Origin of the sequence: Streptomyces sp. NPDC127129 (assembly GCF_042671585.1) — a bacterium.
Taxonomy (GTDB): Bacteria; Actinomycetota; Actinomycetes; order Streptomycetales; family Streptomycetaceae; genus Streptomyces.
Map to the genome: position 1 here is coordinate 173,891 of NZ_JBHXTV010000004.1, position 21,384 is coordinate 195,274.

Genomic DNA, 21,384 nt, shown 5'->3' on the forward strand with positions numbered 1-21,384 from the left:
CCCGTCCGCCCCGTCCGATCCGGAGGAAACCCATGCACCTTGCCGCTCGCCGCCGTCGCGTGCTCGTCGTCGGCATCGACGGTGTGCGCCTCGACGTCCTCAGCCGGCTCGACACCCCGCATCTGGACGCCCTCGCGGCGGACGGGTTCCTCGCGCCGGTCGTCGTCGAGCCCGGCACCCCGACCATGTCGGGACCGTGCTGGGCGACGATCGTGACGGGGGTGACCGTGGACAAGCACGCCGTATGGAGCAACGACTTCAGCGGCAACCGCCTCGCCGTCTTCCCCGACTTCACGACGCGGCTGCGGGACGCCGGCCGGCGCACCTACGTGGCGGCCGCCTGGCAGCCGCTGATGACGGTGGCGAACGGCGGCCCGCTCTTCCGGGCCCCCGGCCGGGTGACCCACGTCGCCCCGTCCGCCGACGACTGCGAGGGCTGGGAGGAGGCCGACGAGCTGATCACCGCCGAGGCCGAGCGAGTCCTCACCGAGTACGACCCCGAGGCGTCCTTCGTCTATCTGGGAGCCGTGGACGAGACGGCCCACATCCTCGGCTGCGGCGAGGAGTACGAGCGGGCCGCCGTACGCGCGGACGAGCGGCTCGGCCGCCTCCTCGCCGCGGTGCGCGGCCGGCCCTCCTCCACCGAGGAGGCCTGGACGTTCATCGTCGTCACGGACCACGGCCACCGTGACGAGGGCGGTCACGGCGGCCGTTCGGAGCTGGAGCGCACCGCCTGGATCGCGTGCGCGGGACCCGACGTCCCGGCGGGTGCGCGGGTGGACGGGCTCCGGCACCAGGATGTCGCCGCCCAGGTGTTCGCGTCCCTGGACCACCCCGCGGACTCGCACTGGACCCTGGACGGGCGCCCGTTCGTCGCCGGGCCGCGCGCCGTCCTGCTGGACATGGACGGCACGCTCGTCGACACCGAGACCCTGTGGTGGCGCACCGCGCAGGAGGTGGCGGAAGGGGTCGGGCACCGGCTGACCGACGCGGACACCCCCGAGGTGGTGGGGCGCTGCGTGGAGGACACCGCGGTCCACCTGCGGCGGGTCTCGGGCACCGAGCGCCCGCTCGACGCCCTGGTCGCGGAGCTGGACGCGCGTTTCCACGCGGCGGTCGAGGCGGAGACGACCGTGCTCCCGGGCGCCCGGGAACTTCTCGGCACGCTGGGGGACATGGGCATCCCCGTGGCCCTCGTCACCGCCTCGCCCCGGGCCGTCGTGGAGTCGGTGCTCAAGCTGCTCGGCGCCGAGTCGTTCCAGGTGACGGTGACCGCGGACGACACGGACCGGACGAAGCCGCACCCCGAGCCGTATCTGGCCGCCGCCCGTGCGCTGGGCGTCGACCCGGCGGGCTGCCTCGCGGTGGAGGACAGCCCGGCGGGTATCGCCGCGGCGGAGGCCGCGGGCTGCAGGGTCGCCGCGGTCCCCTCGCTCGTACCGGTCGAGGCGGGTCCCGGGCGGCGCGTCCTGACCGGCCTCACGGAGCTGGTGGAACTCCTGGAGGCCGGCCGGTCGCCCCGTGGACGCGAGTGACGGCGGGAGGGGTACCCGGCCCGACGGCGGGCGCCCCTCCGCTCACCCCAGTCGGACGGTGACCCTCTGGGTGGCGCCGAGGGTTCCGCTGAGGTCGCCGAACGTGAGGCCGAGCGAGGAGCCGGTGGCCGTTCCGGTGACCGTGGAGGGCTTGGAAGTCACGGCGGCCACGGCCCGGTTCCAGGTGAGGGTCAGACCGGTCTGCATGCGCATCGGATCGCTGACACAGATCACCGCGGTGCCGTCGCTCCTCTCGGAGATCATGACGGAGCAGGGCGCGCTCGCCGTGAGCGCCCCGACGGTGCCGCCGAACCAGAAGTTGACACCGGTGAAGCCCAGCGACGGCACGCGCACGCCCTGCTGGTCGTCCGTGTTGGCGAGGATCTGCAGCCATCCGGTGTCGGCCGCGCGCGCCGCGGTCTGGCTCGTGCCGGCACCGGGCATCAGGACGTACGCGTAGGTCGCGTCGAACGGGTTGGTGCCGTGGTCGGCCCACAGGGTCAGGTACCGGCGGGTGATCGCGGTGGTGGCCATGCCCCGGTTGATGTCGCTCCACCGGCCGGTGCGCTCCTCGCGCAGCGCCTTGACCGTCGCGCCACCGGGGAAGACGTACCCGCCCATCCCGCCGATGTGCGCCCACGTCACCCCGGTCAGCGTCTCCGACCAGGGGTGGCTCACCGGCTTCACCGTGCCGTTGACGGTGAGGGCGTGGGTGCCGCCCGCTCCGAGGTTGCGGTTCTCCACGACGGACTCGACCGCGGCGCCGTCGGTGCTCTTGATGCCCGCGCCGAGACAGACGATCGAGTCGTCCAGGCAGAACCAGGACTTCTTCGCCAGCAGAGTGCTCTGGAGGCCCTTGAGGTACTGGCCGACGGCGGCCCGGGTGCCGTCGGTCGCGCCGCCCACCCAGTTGACGTCGGGCTTGGGCGCGCCCCAGTCGCCACCGGCGCCGTCGGCGAGCGGGATGCGCGAGGTGGTGGTGCCGGGCAGCCGGTAGGGGTCGACGGTGGGCCAGAAGGCGTCGCTGTACTGCCCGTTGGCGTAGGTGTCGCCCCACCAGTAGAGCATTCCGGAGCCGGAGTGCCAGCCGTGCAGGTTCTCGCCGTTGCCGGTCTCGTAATGGGTGATGCGCTTGCCGGCCATGCTGATCGAGGCGGCCCAGCCGGGTCGGCGGTGGGTGGCTCGTGCCATGGCCGGGAAGAGCCGGTGACCGACGGGTTCGGCGATCGCGGAGACCGAGGTGTCCTCCACGACGGACTTCAGCCGCGCGAGTCCCACGAGGCCGAGCGACGGGTCGCTCAGCGGCGGGCTGTAGTAGTCACGCTGGATCCAGCCCTTGACCATGCCCCGCCAGCGCGCGTTCTCCGCGGCGCTCGCGCCCTGGCCGAGCAGCACGATGGACGCGAGGATGCCGTGGCCGCGCAGATGGTCGTCCGCCTGCACCTGGCCGGGGTCGTTGAGGCTGATGCCGCGGCTCGTTCCGCGCCCGGAGACGTTGTCCATGACGAGCCCGTTGTAGAGGAACGGGGCCCAGGCGTTCTCGACCGCGTCCAGGACGATCTGGCGGTTCGGGTCGGTGACGGCCCAGCTGGAACCGGTGAGCAGCGCGAAGAGTATGCCGAGGCCGCCGAGCATGACCGCGCCGTACGTGCCGGCGTAGGGGACGGAGGAGTGCTGGACGAAGGACCCGTCGGCGTAGAGGCCGTCGCCGGCGGTGACGTACGGGAAGACGGGCGAGAGCGCGTTCCGGCCGACGGCGATCTTGGCGGAGCTGCCGCCGACGACGCCACGCAGGATCAGCACCCGGCAGAGGTCGACGCGGTTGGCTCCGGTGCTGGTGCCGCTGTAGACGGCGACGGCCGAGTCCGGCACGAAGTGGTCGACGGCACGGCCGTAGTTCGCGATCTGCGTGGCCGACAGCCGGTCGTACAGGAGGACGCAGGTGTCGAGGAGCGCCTGGGGTGCGCCGATCTGCCAGTTGTACCAGTTCCCGAAGCGGGCCTGGCCCTCGTGGTAGATCCGGGCGTACATGTGGTCGAGACCGGCGACGACGTCGTCCGCCAGGGAGGCGTCGCCGGTCAGACCGGTGCCCGGCTGGGAATACGCCTGGGCCATCGTGAGCAGCCGGGAGTAGCTCTCGTTCATCTTCGCCGAATAGCCGAACGACTCCTGGTCGGTGTCCGGCTCGGGGTCGGTCCACACCGCGTCGGGCCACAGGGACCCCACGGCGGGGGCCATCGTCGACCGGAGCTCGGCGGCGCGGGTGCCGAGCGCGGCCAGCTTCGTCCTGAACGGCTCGGCGGTGGGGCTGAAGCCCTGTCCGAGCAGCAGGGTGCGCCAGACGGCACGCAGCGCGCCGAACTCGTCGGCGGCCATGGCCTGTCCGGTCAGCGGCGGACTTCCGACGAGGCCGAGGGCGAGCGCCGTACCGCCGGTCGTCCGCAGGAAGGTGCGGCGGGACCAGGATCGCGTCATTGCGTGCTCCTGCTGGGTGAGGGGGACGGTCTTCGCGCTCCGGTGCCGGGAGAGGCACCGGGGGCGAAGGAAACGAGTCGCGACTGGCTGGTTTCTAACATGCGCACGCTCAAACGATCCATACTGGTGACGAAATTGAGCGTTTGGATCGTTTCGCCAAGTCGACGACCGGCACCGCGGCCGAATTCAGCAGAGCGGGATGACGCGGCGCCGTCCGCGTTCCCAGGACTCCGTCCGTCAGGAGGTCCGGAGCAGTGCGTCGGCGACGGGACCCGACGCCGGACCGGATGTGTCGGCCACGTCCCCCGGCTGTTCTTCGATGTCCGGAGGCGAGGAGCAGCCGGTGTGAAAGCCGGTGGTCCGCAGGAGTCGCCCGCCCTCGCCGACGAGCCTGATCCGCACCTCGGACACGGTGACGGGCTCGAAGGCGTGGACGCGACGGACGCCTACGGTGTGGCCGGAGGCGATCACCCTGCTGTCGGCACGGATCTCGTGGTCCGTGACGCGCTGGCCCGAGACCAGGTCCTCCCGCAGTTCCAGGTGGTCGATGAGGACAGGCCGGGGGAAGCGGGCGACCACGTCTGCCCCCTCCGTGGTCAGCCGGGCGGGTACCGGGTGGGCGAAGCGGCGGGCCACCTCGTCGGTGAACTCCAGCAGGCGGGCCCGGTCGGCATCGTCGATGAGCCCCCGCCGGTCCGGCGGCACATTGAGCAACAGCCCGGCTCCGAGGCCGACCGAGCGGTACCAGACGGCGAGGAGGTGGTCGCGGCTCTTGAGGGTGTGACGGTCGTCCGGCTGCCAGAACCAGTTGTCGCGGATGGGTACGTCGCACTCGGGCGGCAGGTAGCGCGCCCGGTCGAGGGCCCTGGCGGCGTCGTCGTAGACGGAGACGCCGGTGGCCTCCACGACGTACTCGCAGGGATCGGCGGCAAGGCCGTCCTCGTTCCCCACCCACCGGATCGTCGGGCGCCCCATGTTGAAGACCATGGCCTGCGGCTGGTGGGTGTCCACGACGGCCATGAAGGCGTCCCAGTCGTACGCACGGTCCTCGGAGCCCGCGCCGTCGAACCAGAGCTCGTGCAGGGGTCCGTAACGGGTGCACAGCTCGGTCAACTGGCTCAGGTAGAAGGCGTCGTAAGCGGGCTGGTCGTCGTAGCAGGAGGCATGGCGGTCCCATGGGGAGAGATAGAGCCCGAACCTGACTCCGGCGGCGCGGCAGGCCTCGGCCACCTCGCCGACCACATCGCCCCGGCCGTCACGCCAGGGCGAGGAGGCCACCGAGTAGTCGGTCGTCGCGGTGGGCCACAGGCAGAATCCGTCGTGATGCTTGGCTGTGAGGACGACGTACGCCGCCCCGGCGGCGACCGCCGTCTCCACCCACTGTCCGGCGTCGAACCCACTCGGCGCGAACGTCGCCGGATCGAGGGTGCCGTCGCTCCATTCCCGGCCGTTGAACGTGTTGACACCGAAGTGGAAGAAGAGGCCGAATCCGGCTTCCTGCCACTCCAGTTGGCTCTGTGTAGGGGCAAGAGGCATCGGGTCGTCCTTCGGGGCGCGGCGGGGCGGCGGCCCGGCAGGGTCAGGCGAAGCCGGCCGGACCGGTGCGGCAGATCCACCGGAGTAAGAAAGCGCTTTCTCCGGTGAATCCGACGCTACCGTCTTCGGGCCCGGGCGGTCCAGACCGCTTGTGCGGCAATCCGGCCGCACGCCTCCGGCCGGGCTCGGTCCGCGCCGCCCGAGCCCGGAACCGCACTGGTGCGGCTCAGCAGTTGACGGTGCCCCTGCGGATCGCGTGACCGCCGGTGTTGCCGTCGTCGGCCCAGTACACGGGCTTGGCGCCGCCGACGCACTCGTCCGCCCCGGCGAGTCCGAAGCCCTCGTTGTTCAGGTTGGACATGCCGCTCGGGCGGTTGTGGACGGCGGCGAGGGCGAAGGTGCCGTTGCCGCCGATCTTCATGGTCCGGTGCGCGCCGGAGCAGGTGTCGTCGCAGACCAGCCACAGCCGTGCGGCCTGCGCCTCCCACTGGAGCTCCATCACGCCGGACATGCCGCTGCTGATCGTGGCGATCCGGGTGGCGGCGCCGCCGTCCTCGAGCACGTAGCCGTAGACCGTGCCGGTGCCCTCGACCCCGAGGAAGAAGACGCCGCCGGTGTGCGCGCCGTACCGATTCGGGTCGTAGGCCGCGCCGGCCGACTCGTCCTTGAAGCCCGCCGCGGTCAGGGTGGCGTCGGGGACCCAGGTGATCGCCTCGAAGCCGAGGTTGGAGCCCACGGACGGCAGGCCGGCGGTCAGGTTCCACTCCTTCGCGGCGGTCAGGCTGCTGCCGCTGCCCGTGCCGAGGTCGTAGCGGAGGACGGACAGGCGGCTGGTACCGGACGCGTCGCCGTTGCGCTCGCTCGCGATGTACGCGCCGCCCGTGGCGCCCGCGCCGGTCAGGGTGACGGCCTCGCTGTCCGGAGTGCCGCTACCGCCGGGGAAACGCAGGGTCTTGCCGGAGGTCCAGCCGTTCGCGGTGTCGGGGCGCCAGCCGCCGGAGCCGTCGCGGACCATCCGCCACAGCTTGCCGGAGTTCTGGGCGCCCCACAGCACGGAGCCCTCCTGGTACAGCCCGCTGAGGTCCGGACCGAAGACGCCGGAGCCGTCGGCCGTCGTCACGGAAGTGCCTCCGGGCCAGGCCTCCGGGCTCGTACCTCCGCCGGAGCCGCAGTCGTTCGGTGTGCCGAGCGTCAGGGCGGCCCGGCCGAAGGCACCGGTGCCGTCGGGACACCGTGACCAGGACGGGGCGGAGTGGCCGGTCCAGCTGAAGCTGTCGACGAGAGTGCTGCCACCGGGTAGGTAGAGACGGGCCTTGTCGCCGGAGCCGAGGCCGAAGGCCGCGGAGACGTCGAACGCGCGGACCGCTCCCGGGGCGAGAGTCGTCCCGGACGGCACGGTGAACCTCGAACCGTTGTTGTCGTCCTTGACGATCCAGCCGGAGATGTCCACGGCCGCCGTGCCCTTGTTGAACAGCTCGATCGAGTCGTTGACGCTGCCGGTCGTCACCACCTCGTTGATGCGGATGTCGTCCGCCGGGGCCGCTTGGGCCGCGGGCGCCGACAGCGTCGCGGCGGCCGCCAGCGTGGAGCCGGCGACGGCGAGGCGGAGAGAGGCGTGGCGGAAGGGGGCGAGGCGACGACGTCCGCGAGGAGCGCGTACTTCGGGCACGGTGTCCGTCCTGGGAGAAGCGGAGGAGTGGGGGCTGGGCGGGACGAGGATCCCGGCCGTTGCCGAACGGCGTTCGGCATCAGTCCGGTTGTCATGTGAACGCACGCCGAACGACAGCCCGCCGGGCCGGACCGCTCGCGACGCGCCGGTGGACGGTCCGCATACGGCCCGGCCCCGTCAGGTGCTCTGGTGAATGGCCCAAGCGGCGTTGATGAGCCCGATGTGGCTGAACGCCTGCGGGAAGTTGCCCAGCAGGTGGTCGCCGACGGGGTCGGCCTCCTCGGCGAGCAGTCCGACGTCGTTCACGCAGCGGGCGGCTCGCTCGAAGACCTCACGCGCGGCCGCCGTGTCCCCGGCCAGGGCGAGCGCCTGGGCCAGCCAGAACGTGCAGAGAAGGAAGGTCCCCTCGTCGCCGGGAAGCCCGTCGTCGGCCCCCACGTACCGGTACACGAGACCGTTCTCGCCGACGAGCCGAGCGCGTACGGCATCGATGGTGGCCCGCATCCGCGGGGCGTCGGCGGGGATGAAGCCGACGACGGGCATCATCAGCGCGGAGGCGTCGAGCACGGCCGACCCGAACGCCTGGGTGTACGCTCCGGCCTCTTCGTTCCAGCCGTCCTCCTCGATCGCGGCCGCGATCTCGTCCCTGGCCGACGTCCAGTCCGGCACACGCCCGGACGCGTCGAGATCGTCCGCCAGGTCCAGTGCTCGGTCGACGGCGACCCAGCACATGAGCTTCGAGTAGAGGAAATGCTGAGGGCCGCTGCGAACCTCCCAGATGCCCTGGTCCGGCTCACGCCATCGCAGGGCGGCGGAATCGGCGCAGCCGGCGAGGAACGCCTTCGTGGGCGCGTCCAAGCCGCGCAGATAGTCGCGCAGGCGATGGGCGGCCGAGAGCAGCTCCCCGTACACGTCGAGCTGCTTCTGCTCCCAGGCGCCGTTGCCCAGCCGGACGGGGCTGCTGTCACGCCAGCCGGGCAGGTGGGGGAGGACGCGTTCGGTCAGGTCCCGTTCGCCGCGGATGCCGAACATGATCTGCATGGGCGACTCCTGGCCGGGGTCGCTGGCCGCCGCGTGGGCCATCCACTGGAAGAACGCCTGCGCCTCGTCGGGGCAGGCGGCCACCCAGAGTGCGTCCAGCGTGAAGGAGGCGTCCCGCACCCAGGCGAAGCGGTAGTCCCAGTTGCGGACTCCTCCGACGGTTTCCGGCAGGGACGTGGTCGGGGCGGCGACGATGGCTCCGGTCGGCTGGAAGGTGAGCCCCTGGAGCACGCGGCCGCTGTGGTGGACGAGATCGGCCCAGGGCCCCTCGTACGACTGGTGGAGCTCCGACCACGAGCGCCAGCCTCGGACGGTGTCCTCCAGTTGCGTCAGGATGGTCTCCTGAGCGAGCAGGACGGGACTCGTCCCGGCGGGAACCTGCTGGAGGGCGAAGGCCGCCGTCTCGCCGGCGCGCAGCGCGACCCGGCCCCGGGCGGTGCCCGAGAGCTCGAGCGGGACGGGGCTGCAGAGCCCGAGGGTGTCGGGTCCTCCGTGGCACCACAGGCCACCGTGCGTCGGAATGAGCAGCGGTTTGACCAGCCCGTACTCGGGCCGCGGGGCGAACTCGACGTCCATGTCGATCCGGCCTTCCGTGCACTCCACCACACGCAGCAGCAGATGCGGCGCGTCCATACCCAGGTCGTGGCCCCGCTCGTTGAGGCCGGACGCGAGGGCGTCGGTCACGCCGACCGCTCCCGACTCCGTGCGGTAGTCCGTGCGCAGCACGAGGGTGCGGTCCAGATAGCGCCGCTGCACGTCGTACGGGGCGGCAGGCGTGATCGACCAGTGGCCCGCCTCGGGGCCGAGCAGACGCGCGAAGGTCGCCCTGCTGTCGAAGTGGGGCAGGCACAACCAGTCCACGGAGCCGTCCCGGCTGACCAGAGCAGCGGTCTGGCAGTCCGAGAGAAGTGCGTAGTCCCCGATCGGACGGTCGCTCATCCGGGCCCACCTACTCGTAGCCCCTCTCACATCCTCGCTCGTTTTCCGCGAACGGGCAGCCGGGACATGGCGCTGCCGCGCCCGCACGTGACTCGGATGCCGCACGTGCGTTGACACGACGCCTGTCCACTTTGTGGCAGTCTGCTGCTCTATATGCCTGATATGGCGCTGGAACGTCCCTCAGGGGGTGCGGGTGAACGCGGTGAAACGGTGCCGGACGACGAGGGCCGCGGCGGGAGTCTCGGCCTTGGCGCTCCTGCTGCTCACGGGGTGCGACGTGCCGGGGGTCTACCGGCCCGCCCGCCCCGCGAGCGGTGGTCCGTTCACCTTCTACGTGAGTCCGGACGGCGACGACGCGAACGACGGCATGTCGCCGGAGAAGCCCTGGAAGACCCTGGACCACGCGAACACCGTGGACTTCCGGCCCGGTGACAGGCTCCGGCTCAAGGGCGGCGAACGGTTCCGCGGCACCGTCACCCTGGAGGCGGGCGAGGCGGGCAGCGCGGCGCGGCCGGTGGTGATCGAGTCGTACGGCACGGGCCGGGCCACGATCGCGCCCCGAGGTACCTCAGGCATCAGCGTGCGCGACACCGCGGGCGTGGAGATCAGGGACATCAGGCTGGTCGGCGACCGCCAGGCGCTGCGCGACGGGGTCGGGATCTCGTTCCGTGCCACCCGGCCCGGGACCCGGAAGCTCGCCCACGTGAGGATCGCGAACGTGGAGGCGCGGGGCTTCCAGAACGGGATCAGCGTCGGCGCGTACGACGGGGCCGTCACGGGCTACAGCGACGTGCGCATCAGCGACGTCTCCGTGCACCACAACCTGGAGGCCGGACTCGCCTTCCACGGACCGAAGTTCGAGGCGGCCAATCCTGTCTACGCACACTCCGGGCTGCGGATCGAACGGGTCACGGCGTCCTCCAACAGCGGCGCCCCGGGCAGTGACAGCCGCAACACCGGAAGCGGCATCGCCCTCGGCAGCGTCCGGGACGCGAAGGTGCGGTTCTCGGTGGCCCACGACAACGGCGCGCGCTCCGCGGCCGACGCCGAAGAGGGACCCGAGGGCATCTGGGCGTACGACTCCACCGGCGTGGTCCTGGAGAACAACCGCTCCTACCGGAACCGGACCGGATCCCGGGTGGACGGCGGCGGTTTCGGTCTCGACAACAACGTGTCCCACTCGGTCATGCAGTACAACCTCTCCTACGGCAACGACGGGCCGGGGTTCCTCGTCTACTCCGGACAGGCGACCGGCGCCCACCGGGACAACGTCGTCCGTTTCAACATGAGCTGGGACGACGCGCGGAAGCTCCCCGCGTACGGCGGCATCGTCGCCTACGGCTCCCGGATGAAGAACCTGGGCATCTACAACAACACGGTCGTGATGCGGACCCGGGATCTCGCCTCCGCGGAGGCGGCGGGAATCCGGCCCCCGGCCCTGCGGCTGCGCGACGGCATGAGCGGTGTGAAGGTCCACGACAACATCCTCGCCACCGACGGGGGGCCCGTGGTCGACGCCGAGTCCGCGTACCGACCGAGTACGCACCGGTTCCGGGGCAACGTCTACCACAGCAAGGGCCCCTGGTCGCTGAGCTGGGGGAGCCGGCGCTTCACCGATCTCGCCGACTGGCGTACCGCCTCCGGCCAGGAGCTGCTCGACAGTGAGCCGACCGGCACCGGCGACGACCCGTGCCTGCGCGCCCTCACCGTACCCGTCACCGACCCGGCCGGGGCCGAGAACCTGGTGCCGCGCTGCGACGACGAGGTGTCCGTGAGCATGGGACCGCAGAACTCGGGCGTCGACGCGGGCCCCGTCGACTACTTCGGCGCCCCGCTCCCGGACGCTCTGCGCCCCGGCGCCGCGCAGTAGCGCCCCGCCCACTCGGCCGAGATCGATGCCTGCGGAGCCGGCGCACGCCGGCTCCCCTCGGTCTCCCCGGCACATGCCCGCGCGACGTCCTCGGCGACCGGACGTGCCATGACGCAGCCCCGCCCGCCCGGTCCAGGACCGGGCGGGCGGGGCTGCGTCGGCGTGCTGGGGGGGGGTGGTCTAGGACCTGCCGGTCGGCAGCGCCGGGGGCAGGAGGTCGGTGTGATCCGCTTCGGCGGCCGGCGAGGCGATCGTGGCCCGGAGCGGCTTCCCCGCCCGAGCGGCCGGCGGCCTGTCCGCCGGCGCGGGACGGCCGAGCGCCTTGACGGTCCAGCCGGCTGCCCGCCACTCGTCGTGCGGCAGTGCGTTGCGCGCGTCGACGAGAACCGGCTTGCGGACCACCCGGGCCAGCTTCACCGGGTCCAGCGTGCGGTACTGCTCCCACTCGGTGAGGTGCAGTACGAGCTCCGCCCCCTGGCATGCCGTCAGGAGGTCTGTCTCGCAGCGCAGTTCCGGGTGGGCGCGGCGCGCGTTCGCGGCACCCTCCGGGTCGTGCACCCGAACGTCGGCGCCCTGCCGGTGCAGCGCCGCCGCCACCGCCAGAGCAGGCGAGTCACGCACGTCGTCGCTGTTCGGCTTGAAGGTGGCGCCCAGGACGGTCACGCGGCGGTCGGTCAGGTCGCCCCCGGCCAGCTGACGGGCGAGTTCGACGGTCCGCGTCCGCTGCCGTTCGTTGATCTCGTCGACCTGGTCCAGGAAGGCCACCGCGGGGCCGACCCCGAGTTCCTGGGCGCGGGCGGTGAACGCCCGGATGTCCTTGGGCAGACAGCCGCCGCCGAAGCCGAGACCGGCGTTGAGGAACCGCCGGCCGATCCGGGTGTCGTGGCCGATGGCGTCGGCGAGGGTGACCACGTCCGCGCCCGCGGCGTCGCAGACCTCGGCCATCGCGTTGATGAAGGAGATCTTCGTGGCGAGGAAGGAGTTGGCCGCGACCTTCACGAGCTCGGCGGTGCTCGGGTCGGTGCCGATGTACGGGACGCCCGCGTCCAGCATCGGAGCGTACAGCCGGCGCAGCAGCTCGTCCGACTCCCGGCTCACCGTGCCGGCGACGATCCGGTCCGGCCGCAAGGTGTCCTCGACCGCGAAGCCCTCGCGCAGGAACTCGGGGTTCCATGCCAGGTCGGCCCGTACGCCCGCCGGGACGAGCTGCGCGATGCGGGCGGCCAGGCGCGCGGTGGTGCCCACCGGCACGGTCGACTTGCCGACCACGAGACACGAGGTCTGCAGGTGCGGCACGAGCCCGTCGACGACGGCGTCGACGTACCGCAGGTCGGCCGCGTGGGAGCCGGCCTGCTGCGGGGTGCCCACGCAGATGAAGTGGACCTCGCCGTGCACCGCCGCTTCGCGGAGGCTGGTGCCGAAACGCAGTCGTCCGGAGGCGAGGGCACGGGTGAGGACTTCGTCGAAGCCGGGTTCGTAGAAGGGGGGCCGGCCCTCGGTGAGGGCCGCGATCTTCTCGGCGTCGACGTCGACGCCGAGAACGTCGTGCCCGATGTCGGCCATGCACGCGGCGTGCACAGCTCCGAGGTAGCCCGTTCCGATGACGGTCAACCGCATGCGGTGTTCTCCTGTCTGAACGCGGGGTGGGGGTGTGCTCCGCGACGGGTCAGGGCGCGTAGCCGTGCGGGTTCTGCTGCTGGAAGTTCCACGCGTCACGGCACATGGCGGCCAGGTCGCGTCGCGCGGTCCAGTTCCAGGCCGAGGCGACCTTCGTCGGGTCGGCGACGAGTTCGGCGACGTCGCCCGGGCGGCGCTCGGTGACGCGGTACGGGATGCGCTGCCCCGACACCTCCTCGAAGGTGCGTACGAGCTCCAGGACGGACGCGCCGCGCCCGGTCCCCAGGTTGAAGACCCGCATCCCGGGCTCGTCGTCGATGTGGTCCAGGGCGGTGCGGTGTCCCTCGGCGACGTCGACCACGTGGACGTAGTCGCGGATCCCGGTGCCGTCCGGGGTGGGGAAGTCGTCGCCGAAGACGCTGAGTTCGTCACGGCGGCCCACGGCGATCTGGGTGAGGAACGGCATGATGTTGTTCGGCACACCGCTCGGGTCCTCGCCGAGGAGTCCGGTGGGGTGGGCGCCGGCCGGGTTGAAGTACCGCAGGGCGAGCACTCGGAGCTCGGGGTCATGGCGGCAGACGTCCGCGAGGATCTGCTCGCAGGTCCACTTGGTCGTGGCGTACGGGTTGGTCGGCGCCGCCGGCGACTCCTCGGTCAGCGGGACGGTGGTGACGTCGCCGTAGATCGAGCAGGAGGACGAGAACACCAGCCGGTGCACACCGTGCTCGTGCATGGCCGAGACCAGGGCCGTCGTGCCGCCGACATTGATGTCGTAGTACGCGAGCGGGATCTGCACCGACTCGCCGACGGCCTTCTTCGCGGCGAAGTGGATCACCGCGTCGATCGGGTGGCTCGTGAAGACGGTGTCCAGGGCCCGTCGATCGCGAACGTCCCCGACGTGGGCCGCCGCGATGGGGCGGCCGGCGATCTTCGCGACCCGTTCGAGGACCTCGGGCGAGCTGTTGGAGTGGTCGTCGAGCACGACGACCTCGTGGCCGGCGCGGAGGAGCTCGACACAGGTGTGGCTGCCGATGAAGCCGGCGCCGCCGGTGACCAGGACGGTCTGGGGCACGGGAACCTCGTTTCTCGATCGGCCGCGGGGGCCGTCACCAGGCGTAGAAGCCGGCGAGATAGGTGGGGAAGACGCCGACGGCGAGCGCCAGCGGGATCAGGGTGAGGAGCCCCGCGGCGAGCGGGACGACGGCGGTGCGGAAGGCCCGGTGCCGCGGGACGCCGGCGGCGCGTGCCGTCTCACCGATGTGCAGGGAGCAGATCGCGAGGGTCACCACCGCGTACGAGAGGGCGCCCAGGATGCAGAGGAACACGTACCCGAAGGCGGGACCGGTGAACTGGCCGACGACGGCGGTGCTGGACAGGAACAGCGTGATCAACAGGTACGGCGCCACGGCGCGCAGCGGCAGCGGTTCGAGGCCGTCGCGCTTCTTCGGCGTGACCTTGAAGGTGACCTGGCGCGGCCGCAGCTTCTGCATGAGCGCCGCCCCCACGCCCCACGCCACGTACGGCCAGCGGGCCAGGCCGAAGAGCCACATCTCCCAGCTGAGGATCGGGGTGTTCCTGGGGCGCAGCAGCCCGCGTCGCCGGCACAGCAGGGTCAGCAGGATGAGCCAGACCGACATCATCCAGAAGCGGCCCAGGAACTCGAAGTAGTTGACCTTGATCCAGGGGACGCCGGTGACCGCGGCGACCGGCGGCAGCAGCAGGCCCATCATGGTCGTCAGCGCGAGCAGCGGGTAGTACGCGAGGGCGTAGGCGAACCGGGCGCGCAGCTTGCCGGGCATTCGGCTGAGGTGGCGCGGCAGCATCCCGAAGAGCATCACGCCGAGGCTGCGCGACCACTGGAACTCCTGGGTGACCATGGCGGCGAAGGTGATCGGACCGTCGCCGTGCGCCTCCGCGTCGATCGCGAACGCGCCCTGCCAGCCGGCCGAGTTGAGCAGGAAGGTGGTGGAGAAGTCCTCGGCGAGCTCGGGGCCGAGGCCGCCGATGTCCCGCAGTGCCTGGGTGCGCACGGCGTAGTGGGAGCCGATGCACAGCGGACCGAGTCCGGCGGAGTGGCCGAGCTGGACGGGGCCGTGGAAGACGGCCTCGCGCTGCAGGCGGCCACGCGCCGCCCACGACTGGTCGGCGTTGGCGTCGCAGACGCTCGGGGCGGCGACGTAGCCGATGGCCGGGTCGGCGAAGGGCCGGACGACCTCGGCGAGGTACCGGGGGTGCGGCACGTGGTCGCAGTCGAGCTGGGCGACGACGTCATAGCGTTCGTAGCCCCAATGGTCGTAGAAGAAGGCGAGGTTGCCCTCCTTGCACCGGGTCCGCCGCGGCCAGGAGGCCCTGTGGTAGTCCGCGCGGCCACGGCGGCAGGAGAGGCCGACACCGTGAGCCAGGCACCAGTCGGTGATCTCCTCGGTGGGGTCCTCGTCGCACAGCCACACGTCGTAGGCGTACGGGTAGTCCTGGCCGAGCATCGCCTCCAGGGTCGTCCGGGCGATGTCCCAGTGTTCGGACGGGGCGCGGGTCACGACGAACGCGGTGCGCAGCCGCGGCACCTCGACGGTGGGATCGAAGCGCCGCATCCGGATCAGCGCGACGAGGAAGTGCACCGGCAGATAGGCCAGGTAGAGCAGCAGGGCGCTGTTGATCACCAGCCCGGTCCAGCCGATGCGGTGGGACGGCTCGAGCCACCACACCCAGAACCACACCAGGCAGGCCACCCAGCCGAGGGACATGACGGCGACCAGGAAGCGGTGGAAGCGCGAGAACGCCCGGACGAAGCTGGACGGGCGGGTGGTCAGGCCGCGCGCCGGACGCGCGAGGACGGGGCCGTCCGGGCCGATGGAGGCCACCGAGCCGTGCGACAGGGCGTGGATCTCCGCCCCCAGCGCCTCCCACTCCGCCGGTGAGCCGGGAGCCGGTGAGGAGAGCGGGGGTTCCTGGGCGGTGCCGGTCCCGTGGGCGGGACCTTGCTCCAAGGACGTCATGGCAGCAGGTTCTCCAGGCGGTGCGACAGGGTGAGGGGCCCGGGGGAGCAGGCTCGGCGGGCTCCGGGCCGCGGCGGGGCCGGCGGGAGGCCCGCCGGCCCCGCCGCGCCGCGTGGATCAGCCACCCGCGACCGTGGCCCCGGGCGCGGAGGACGCGATGCCGGTGGCGGTACCGGCCGGACCGGGGATCGTCTGCGGTGTGAGGGGCGCCGACGTCGCCGCGGCCAGTGGCACCGTCTCGTCCTGGCCGCCGCGGATCGACGCGGCCGAGGCGGCGAGACGGTACTCGTGGGCGGCGAAGTACGCGACGGTGCGACGCAGGCCCTCGGTGATGTCGATCTCCGGCTCCCAGCCCAGTACCTCGCGGGCGCGGGTGATGACCGGGCGGCGGCGGGCAGGGTCGTCGACCGGCAGGGGGTGGTACTTCACCTCGGATGCCGAGCCGGTCATCTCCAGCACGATGCCGGCGAGTTCCGAGACGGTGCGTTCGACCGGGTTCCCGAGGTTGAAGGGCCCCAGTTCGGAGGAGTCGAGGAGCGCGACCAGGCCGCGGACCAGGTCGTCGACGTAGCAGAAGCTGCGGGTCTGGCCGCCGTCGCCGTAGATGGTGAGCGGTTCGCCGGTCAGGGCCTGGGTGATGAAGCTGGACACCACACGACCGTCGTGGGGGCGCATGCGGGGGCCGTAGGTGTTGAAGATCCGGGCGATGCCTACGTCGACTCCGTGCGTGCGGCGGTACGCGGCGGACACCGCCTCGGCGTATCGTTTCGCCTCGTCGTAGACGCTGCGCGGGCCGATGGAGTTGACGTTGCCCCAGTACGTCTCCTCCTGCGGGTGGACCAGCGGATCGCCGTAGATCTCGCTCGTCGACGCGAGGATGAAGCGCGCGCTGTGACTCAGGGCCAGGCGAAGGGCGTTCTCGGTGCCGCGGCTCCCGACCGCGAGCGTCTCCAGCGGGTGGCGCAGATAGTCGGGAGGAGAGGCCGGGGAGGCCAGGTGGGCGACGGCGTCGACGTGGCCGGCGACCTTCACGGACACGCTCACGTCGGCGTGCTGGAACTCGAAGGCCGGGTGGGCCAGGAGATGGGCGATGTTCTCGGGGTCGCCCGTCGAGAAATTGTCGAGGCACACCACGGAGTCGCCGCGCCGCAGAAGCGCCTCGCACAGGTGTGAGCCAAGGAAACCACCGCCACCGGTCACGGCAACGCGCATGTGTTCTCCAGAAATGAGAAGCGGAATAACTCGGGATCCGCTCGTACCGACACTCGAACGACGGAATGACCTGGCGATCCGAAAAGCCGAGTCATCCCGGAAGACAGAACGAGAGTATGGGCATATGTACTCATTTTTGCGGAGGCGATTCGTGGGCTGGGCTGATCGGCGGGTCAATTGCGGGGGGAGCATGCGGCTCGCCGCCTAGTCCGTGCTTATGCCGTATGTCGAACGACTGAATAAGACGGTGTCACCCGCACGTGTCTACGTCGGCGTGCGAGGCCGCCCTCGGACACAACCCTCGGGCCCGCCCCGTCGATGAGGAGGACCTTGTCAGGCAGGGGGCCGATCGGGAGGAGCGTCCTCCTGCGGAGCGTGTCCGGAGACCGGGGGAGGGTGGTGGCCGGGGCCGACGGCCAGGCCGGTCAGGGCTGTGGGGGACAGGTCGGCGGAGTCCTCACCGGCTTCGAGGAGGGTGTCTGCGGCCCCTGCGATCAAGGGGTCCGGGCGGCCGACCGCCGCCTCGTCCTTGTTGGCGTAGTCGACCCGCCACAGCAGGCTGCGCATCGCCTCCAGGCGTGCACGCCGCTTGTCGTTGCTCTTCACCACGGTCCAGGGTGCGTGGGCGGTGTCGGTCGCACGGAACATGTCCACCTTGGCGGTGGTGTAGGCGTCCCACCGGTCCAGCGAAGCCAGGTCGGTGGGTGAGAGTTTCCACTGGCGCACGGGATCGACCTGGCGAATGGCGAAACGGGTGCGCTGCTCGGTGCGGGAGACGGAGAACCAGAACTTGACCAGCAGTATGCCGTCCTCGACGAGCATGGCCTCGAAGGCCGGACATTGGGTGAGGAAGATCTTGTACTGGTCGTCGGTGCAGAAGCCCATGACCTTCTCCACGCCCGCGCGGTTGTACCAGGAACGGTCGAAGAAGACGATCTCCCCGGGGCCGGGCAGGTGGGCGACGTAGCGCTGGAAGTACCACTGGCCCGCCTCCCGCTCGCTCGGCTTGTCCAGGGCGACGATGCGGGCGCCACGAGGGTTGAGGCGTTCGGTGAAGCGCTGGATCGTGCCGCCCTTGCCTGCCGCGTCACGGCCTTCGCAGATCACCACCAGCCGTGCTCCGGTGTCCTTCGCCCAGCGCTGTAGTTTCAGCAGCTCGATCTGCAGGATCCGCTTGGCCCTCTCGTACTCGGCCCGCCGGATCTTGCGGTCGTAGGGGTAGTTCTCCCGCCACGTGCGCAGGGGCTTTCCGGCTCCGTCCAGCAGCACTGGCTGCTCGGGCCGGCTCGCGTCGACACTCAAGCCCGCGAGCAACGCTTCCTGCGGGTCTGACTCGCGTCGTCCCTCCATGCTCACCCCGGTGGTATACCCCGCCTCGTCTGTCACTACCGTCCCAGGGGCCACGGGGGCCACGGGGGCCACGGGGGCCAAAGCCGAAAGCTGACCGCCCACCGACCTGCTACCGCGTCCGGGACCGCCGCATACGAGAGCGAATCCAGGTGGCCGAGGAGGTGATGGCCAGGGTGAGTCCCAGAACGGGGATGAGGGAGGCCAGAGCGATCGGACCGGGCCCGATGCCGTCGGCGAGTGCGATCCGTTGCGGGTCCCGAGATGCGTGGACAATGCTCAGATCGCTGCCTTTGTGGAACTTCTTGATGAGCTCGTAAGCCGGCAATTCCGCCACCACAGGACTGCCGGCGACGTCGAACGTCACCCGGCATCCGCCGAAGCAGTCCGATGGCTCGTCCATGAGCACGGCGGTTGCACCCACCCCGCCGTTGAGGTCCCTCGTCTCCTGGATCGTCGTGGCCAGGAAGTAGGAGCCGACTGCCATGACAAGTACTCCGACAATGATGAGGAGGCCCGCTCGGCCGCGAGGGCGGCTGCGAGGGCGGCTGCGATCCGGGTGCCCGTCGGTTGATCGGCTTCGTGTGTCCATGCCACCCCCTGGGGGAGCGTAGCCATGGTCGATCCCGGCAGGTGTGGAGAGTGCACCCCACCATGGTGTGGTGCAGGTCACATCTGCACCCTGTCACGTTCCTGCGCGGTCACCTGTCCCATGGGTGTCACCGGTACCGAAGCCGGTGCCTGACCTGGGAGTTCGCTATGACCAACGACCACCACGTCGTCGTTCTCGGTGCCGGCTACACGGGCATGTTCACCGCGATCCGGCTGGCCCACCGCTCCCGCCGCACCGGTGTGAAGATCACGCTCGTCAATCCCTCGGGTCGGTTCGTCGAGCGGTTGCGGATGCACCAGATCGCCGCCGGCCAGGAACTGGCCGTCCGCCGGATCCCCGAGCTGCTCACCGGCACCGGCGTCACCTTCCTCCAGGGCGCGGCCACCGCGATCGACCCCGAGGCCCGGCGCATCACCGTCGACGACTCGATGCCCCTCGGGTACGACACGCTCGTCTACGCGCTGGGCAGCTCCACCGACACCAGCAACGTCCCCGGCGCCGAGGCCCACGCCTTCACCCTCAACAGCCCCGAGGCCGCCGCCCGGTTCGCCGCACGGACCGCCGAGCTCGCCGCGGCCGGCGGCACCGTCACCGTCACCGTCTGCGGCGGCGGCCTGACCGGCATCGAGGCGGCAACGGAGCTCGCCGAGGCCCACCCGGGGCTGAACGTCACCCTGATCAGCGCGGCGGAGCCCGGTTCCATGATGGGTGACAAGGCCCGCGCGTACCTCCACCGGACGCTGGGCCGCCTCGGCATCACCCTGGAGACCGGCGTCCGGGTCGCGAAGGTGCTGCCCGACGCCGTGCAACTCGCCGACGGGCGGATCCTCCGTTCCGACGCCTGCCTGTGGACCGCCGGCGTCAAGGTACCGCCGCTCGCCACCGAATCCGGGATCGCCACCGACGACCACGGCCTGATCCTGACCGACGCCACGCTGCGGTCGGTGTCCCACCCTGAGATCCATGCCGTCGGCGACGCCGCTGCCGTCCGCATGGACTTCGGGCCGCTCCACGGCTCGTGCCAGAGCGGGCTGCCCACCGCCCAGTACACCGCCGACACCATCGCGAGACTGGTCCGCGGCAAGACTGTGAAGCCGTTCCGCTTCGGCTATTTCCACCAGCCGGTGAGCCTCGGCCGCAAGGATGCGGTGATCCAGTTCACCAAGGCCGACTTCACCCCGGCCGGCCTGCGCCTCACCGGTCGCAGCGCGGCCTGGTACAAGGAACTGGTCAGCGGCAGCCCGCTGATGACGTACCGCTACAGCAAGCGCATGAACGTCACCACCCTCGTCTCCAAGGGCGGCCGCGCCACCTTGAAGCCCGTGGCATGACCGGCACACCCGCTCCCGGCGCCGTGATCCATGCCTTGCCGTCTGCTTCGCGGCGTTGGCAGGATGAACCGGTGATCGACACCGGCGCCGGGCAGGACCCGTACCTCGAACACCGCAGGCTGCTGTTCGCCACCGCCTACCGCATGCTGGGCAGCGTCACCGACGCGGAGGACGTCCTGCAGGATGCCTGGCTGAAGTGGAGCACCGCGGACCGTGACGCGATCGGCCACCCCAAGGCGTACCTGGTGCGCACCGTCACCAACCTCTCGCTGAACCGCCTCACCTCCGCGCGGGCCACCCGCGAGACCTACGTCGGCCCGTGGCTCCCCGAACCCCTGCTCACCTCCCCGGACATCGCCTCGGAGGCCGAATTGGCCGACTCCGTCTCCACCGCCATGCTGGTTGTCCTGGAAACGCTCAGCCCCGTCGAGCGCGCCGTCTTCCTGCTCCGCGAGGTCTTCGGCTACTCGCACAGCGAGATCGCCGAGACGCTCGAGCGCCCCGAGCCGACGGTCCGCCAGATCGCCCACCGTGCTCGCACGCACGTCCGGGATCGCCGCCCCCGCTTCGACGCCGACCCAGAGCGGCGCCGGCAGATCACCGCCCAGTTCCTCGATGCCTGCGCGGGCGGCGACCTGAACGCCATGATGGAACTGCTCGCACCCGACGTCTCGGCCTGGTCCGACGGTGGCGGCAAGGTCACGGCTGCCCGCCGCCCGCTCCACGGCATCGACCACGTGGCCCGCTGGCTCCTGGGATTCCTTGCCAAACCCGAACTGACCGCCCTGACCATGGAGCCTGCCGTGATCAACGGCGAACTCGGCATCCTCGCCACGCTCGACGGTCACACCGTCGGCGCCCTCTCCTTCGACATCGGTGACGGCCGCATCCACAACCTGCGCTTCCAGGTCAACCCCGACAAGCTCGGCGGACTCACCCTCGACAACAGCCTGGCACCCTGAATCGTTCAAGCCCGGAACCGTTCGGAGACGGAGCTCTTCGCCGCTCGAGGGAGACCCCACGCGCCGGCCCCGGACCCAGCCGTTCAGCCAGAGGCACCGCGCCCTGGGGCGCTCCTCGCGCCGTCGACCGGAGGCGGCGATGTGCAGCCCGGGCCGCGTGCCCCACACGATCGACCGGCCCGCTGTCGGCGGGCCGGTCTTGGATCTCGCGGTCGCGTCCTACGGTCGAGCAGCCGCTGAG

Annotated in this window: 14 protein-coding genes; 4 read left to right on the top strand and 10 right to left on the bottom strand. The window is 71.2% G+C overall.

Annotated elements, in window-relative coordinates:
• Positions 1 to 32 precede the first annotated feature (32 nt).
• On the top strand, positions 33 to 1,535 hold the full coding sequence (locus ACFVGW_RS09220) for an HAD-IA family hydrolase (RefSeq protein ID WP_385851447.1): 1,503 nt from the start codon (positions 33 to 35) through the stop codon (positions 1,533 to 1,535).
• Between the two features lie 42 nt (positions 1,536 to 1,577).
• Here ACFVGW_RS09220 and ACFVGW_RS09225 read toward each other — a convergent pair whose 3' ends face one another.
• The 4 genes from ACFVGW_RS09225 to ACFVGW_RS09240 all read right to left on the bottom strand — a co-directional run bounded on the left by ACFVGW_RS09225 (position 1,578) and on the right by ACFVGW_RS09240 (position 9,195).
• Positions 1,578 to 4,010, bottom strand: a complete 2,433-nt coding sequence (locus ACFVGW_RS09225) for a polysaccharide lyase 8 family protein (protein WP_385851448.1) — start codon at positions 4,008 to 4,010, stop codon at positions 1,578 to 1,580.
• Positions 4,011 to 4,247: 237 nt separating this feature from the next.
• Positions 4,248 to 5,546: an alpha-L-fucosidase gene (locus ACFVGW_RS09230; protein WP_385851449.1), complete on the bottom strand. Its 1,299-nt coding sequence runs from the start codon at positions 5,544 to 5,546 to the stop codon at positions 4,248 to 4,250.
• Between the two features lie 226 nt (positions 5,547 to 5,772).
• Positions 5,773 to 7,215 (bottom strand): lamin tail domain-containing protein, encoded by a 1,443-nt coding sequence (locus tag ACFVGW_RS09235; RefSeq protein WP_385851450.1) that lies wholly within the window; start codon positions 7,213 to 7,215, stop codon positions 5,773 to 5,775.
• Positions 7,216 to 7,392: 177 nt separating this feature from the next.
• Positions 7,393 to 9,195, bottom strand: coding sequence for a glycoside hydrolase family 15 protein (locus ACFVGW_RS09240; RefSeq protein WP_385851451.1), 1,803 nt, complete (start codon positions 9,193 to 9,195; stop codon positions 7,393 to 7,395).
• Positions 9,196 to 9,442: 247 nt separating this feature from the next.
• On the opposite strand from ACFVGW_RS09240, the gene ACFVGW_RS09245 reads away from it, so the two are divergent.
• Positions 9,443 to 11,065: a right-handed parallel beta-helix repeat-containing protein gene (locus ACFVGW_RS09245; RefSeq protein ID WP_385851452.1), complete on the top strand. Its 1,623-nt coding sequence runs from the start codon at positions 9,443 to 9,445 to the stop codon at positions 11,063 to 11,065.
• A gap of 180 nt (positions 11,066 to 11,245) precedes the next feature.
• On the opposite strand, the gene ACFVGW_RS09250 is transcribed toward ACFVGW_RS09245, so the two are convergent.
• From ACFVGW_RS09250 to ACFVGW_RS09275, 6 genes are all read right to left on the bottom strand, one after another.
• On the bottom strand, positions 11,246 to 12,682 hold the full coding sequence (locus ACFVGW_RS09250; RefSeq protein WP_385851453.1) for a UDP-glucose dehydrogenase family protein: 1,437 nt from the start codon (positions 12,680 to 12,682) through the stop codon (positions 11,246 to 11,248).
• A gap of 49 nt (positions 12,683 to 12,731) precedes the next feature.
• Positions 12,732 to 13,754 carry a UDP-glucose 4-epimerase GalE gene (galE, locus tag ACFVGW_RS09255; protein WP_385851454.1) on the bottom strand — a complete coding sequence of 341 codons (1,023 nt, stop codon included), beginning with the start codon at positions 13,752 to 13,754 and terminating at the stop codon, positions 12,732 to 12,734.
• A gap of 34 nt (positions 13,755 to 13,788) precedes the next feature.
• Positions 13,789 to 15,678, bottom strand: a complete 1,890-nt coding sequence (locus tag ACFVGW_RS09260) for a glycosyltransferase family 2 protein (RefSeq protein WP_385851455.1) — start codon at positions 15,676 to 15,678, stop codon at positions 13,789 to 13,791.
• Positions 15,679 to 15,795: 117 nt separating this feature from the next.
• Entirely contained in the window at positions 15,796 to 16,890 is a 1,095-nt protein-coding gene (locus ACFVGW_RS09265; RefSeq protein WP_385851456.1) for a UDP-glucuronic acid decarboxylase family protein, read from the bottom strand.
• A gap of 333 nt (positions 16,891 to 17,223) precedes the next feature.
• The gene (ppk2, locus tag ACFVGW_RS09270; protein WP_385851457.1) at positions 17,224 to 18,240 is read right to left on the bottom strand and encodes a polyphosphate kinase 2; all 1,017 of its coding nucleotides are present in this window, start codon (positions 18,238 to 18,240) and stop codon (positions 17,224 to 17,226) included.
• Positions 18,241 to 18,349: 109 nt separating this feature from the next.
• Complete coding sequence (locus ACFVGW_RS09275) at positions 18,350 to 18,724, bottom strand: hypothetical protein (RefSeq protein ID WP_385851458.1); 375 nt, start codon at positions 18,722 to 18,724, stop codon at positions 18,350 to 18,352.
• A 272-nt stretch (positions 18,725 to 18,996) separates the two neighbouring features.
• Here ACFVGW_RS09275 and ACFVGW_RS09280 point away from each other — a divergent pair, with 272 nt between their 5' ends.
• Both ACFVGW_RS09280 and ACFVGW_RS09285 read left to right on the top strand, forming a co-directional pair.
• Positions 18,997 to 20,181, top strand: coding sequence for an NAD(P)/FAD-dependent oxidoreductase (locus ACFVGW_RS09280; protein ID WP_385851459.1), 1,185 nt, complete (start codon positions 18,997 to 18,999; stop codon positions 20,179 to 20,181).
• 71 nt (positions 20,182 to 20,252) lie between these two features.
• Positions 20,253 to 21,143 (top strand): RNA polymerase sigma-70 factor, encoded by an 891-nt coding sequence (locus tag ACFVGW_RS09285; RefSeq protein WP_385851460.1) that lies wholly within the window; start codon positions 20,253 to 20,255, stop codon positions 21,141 to 21,143.
• Positions 21,144 to 21,384: the final 241 nt, after the last annotated feature.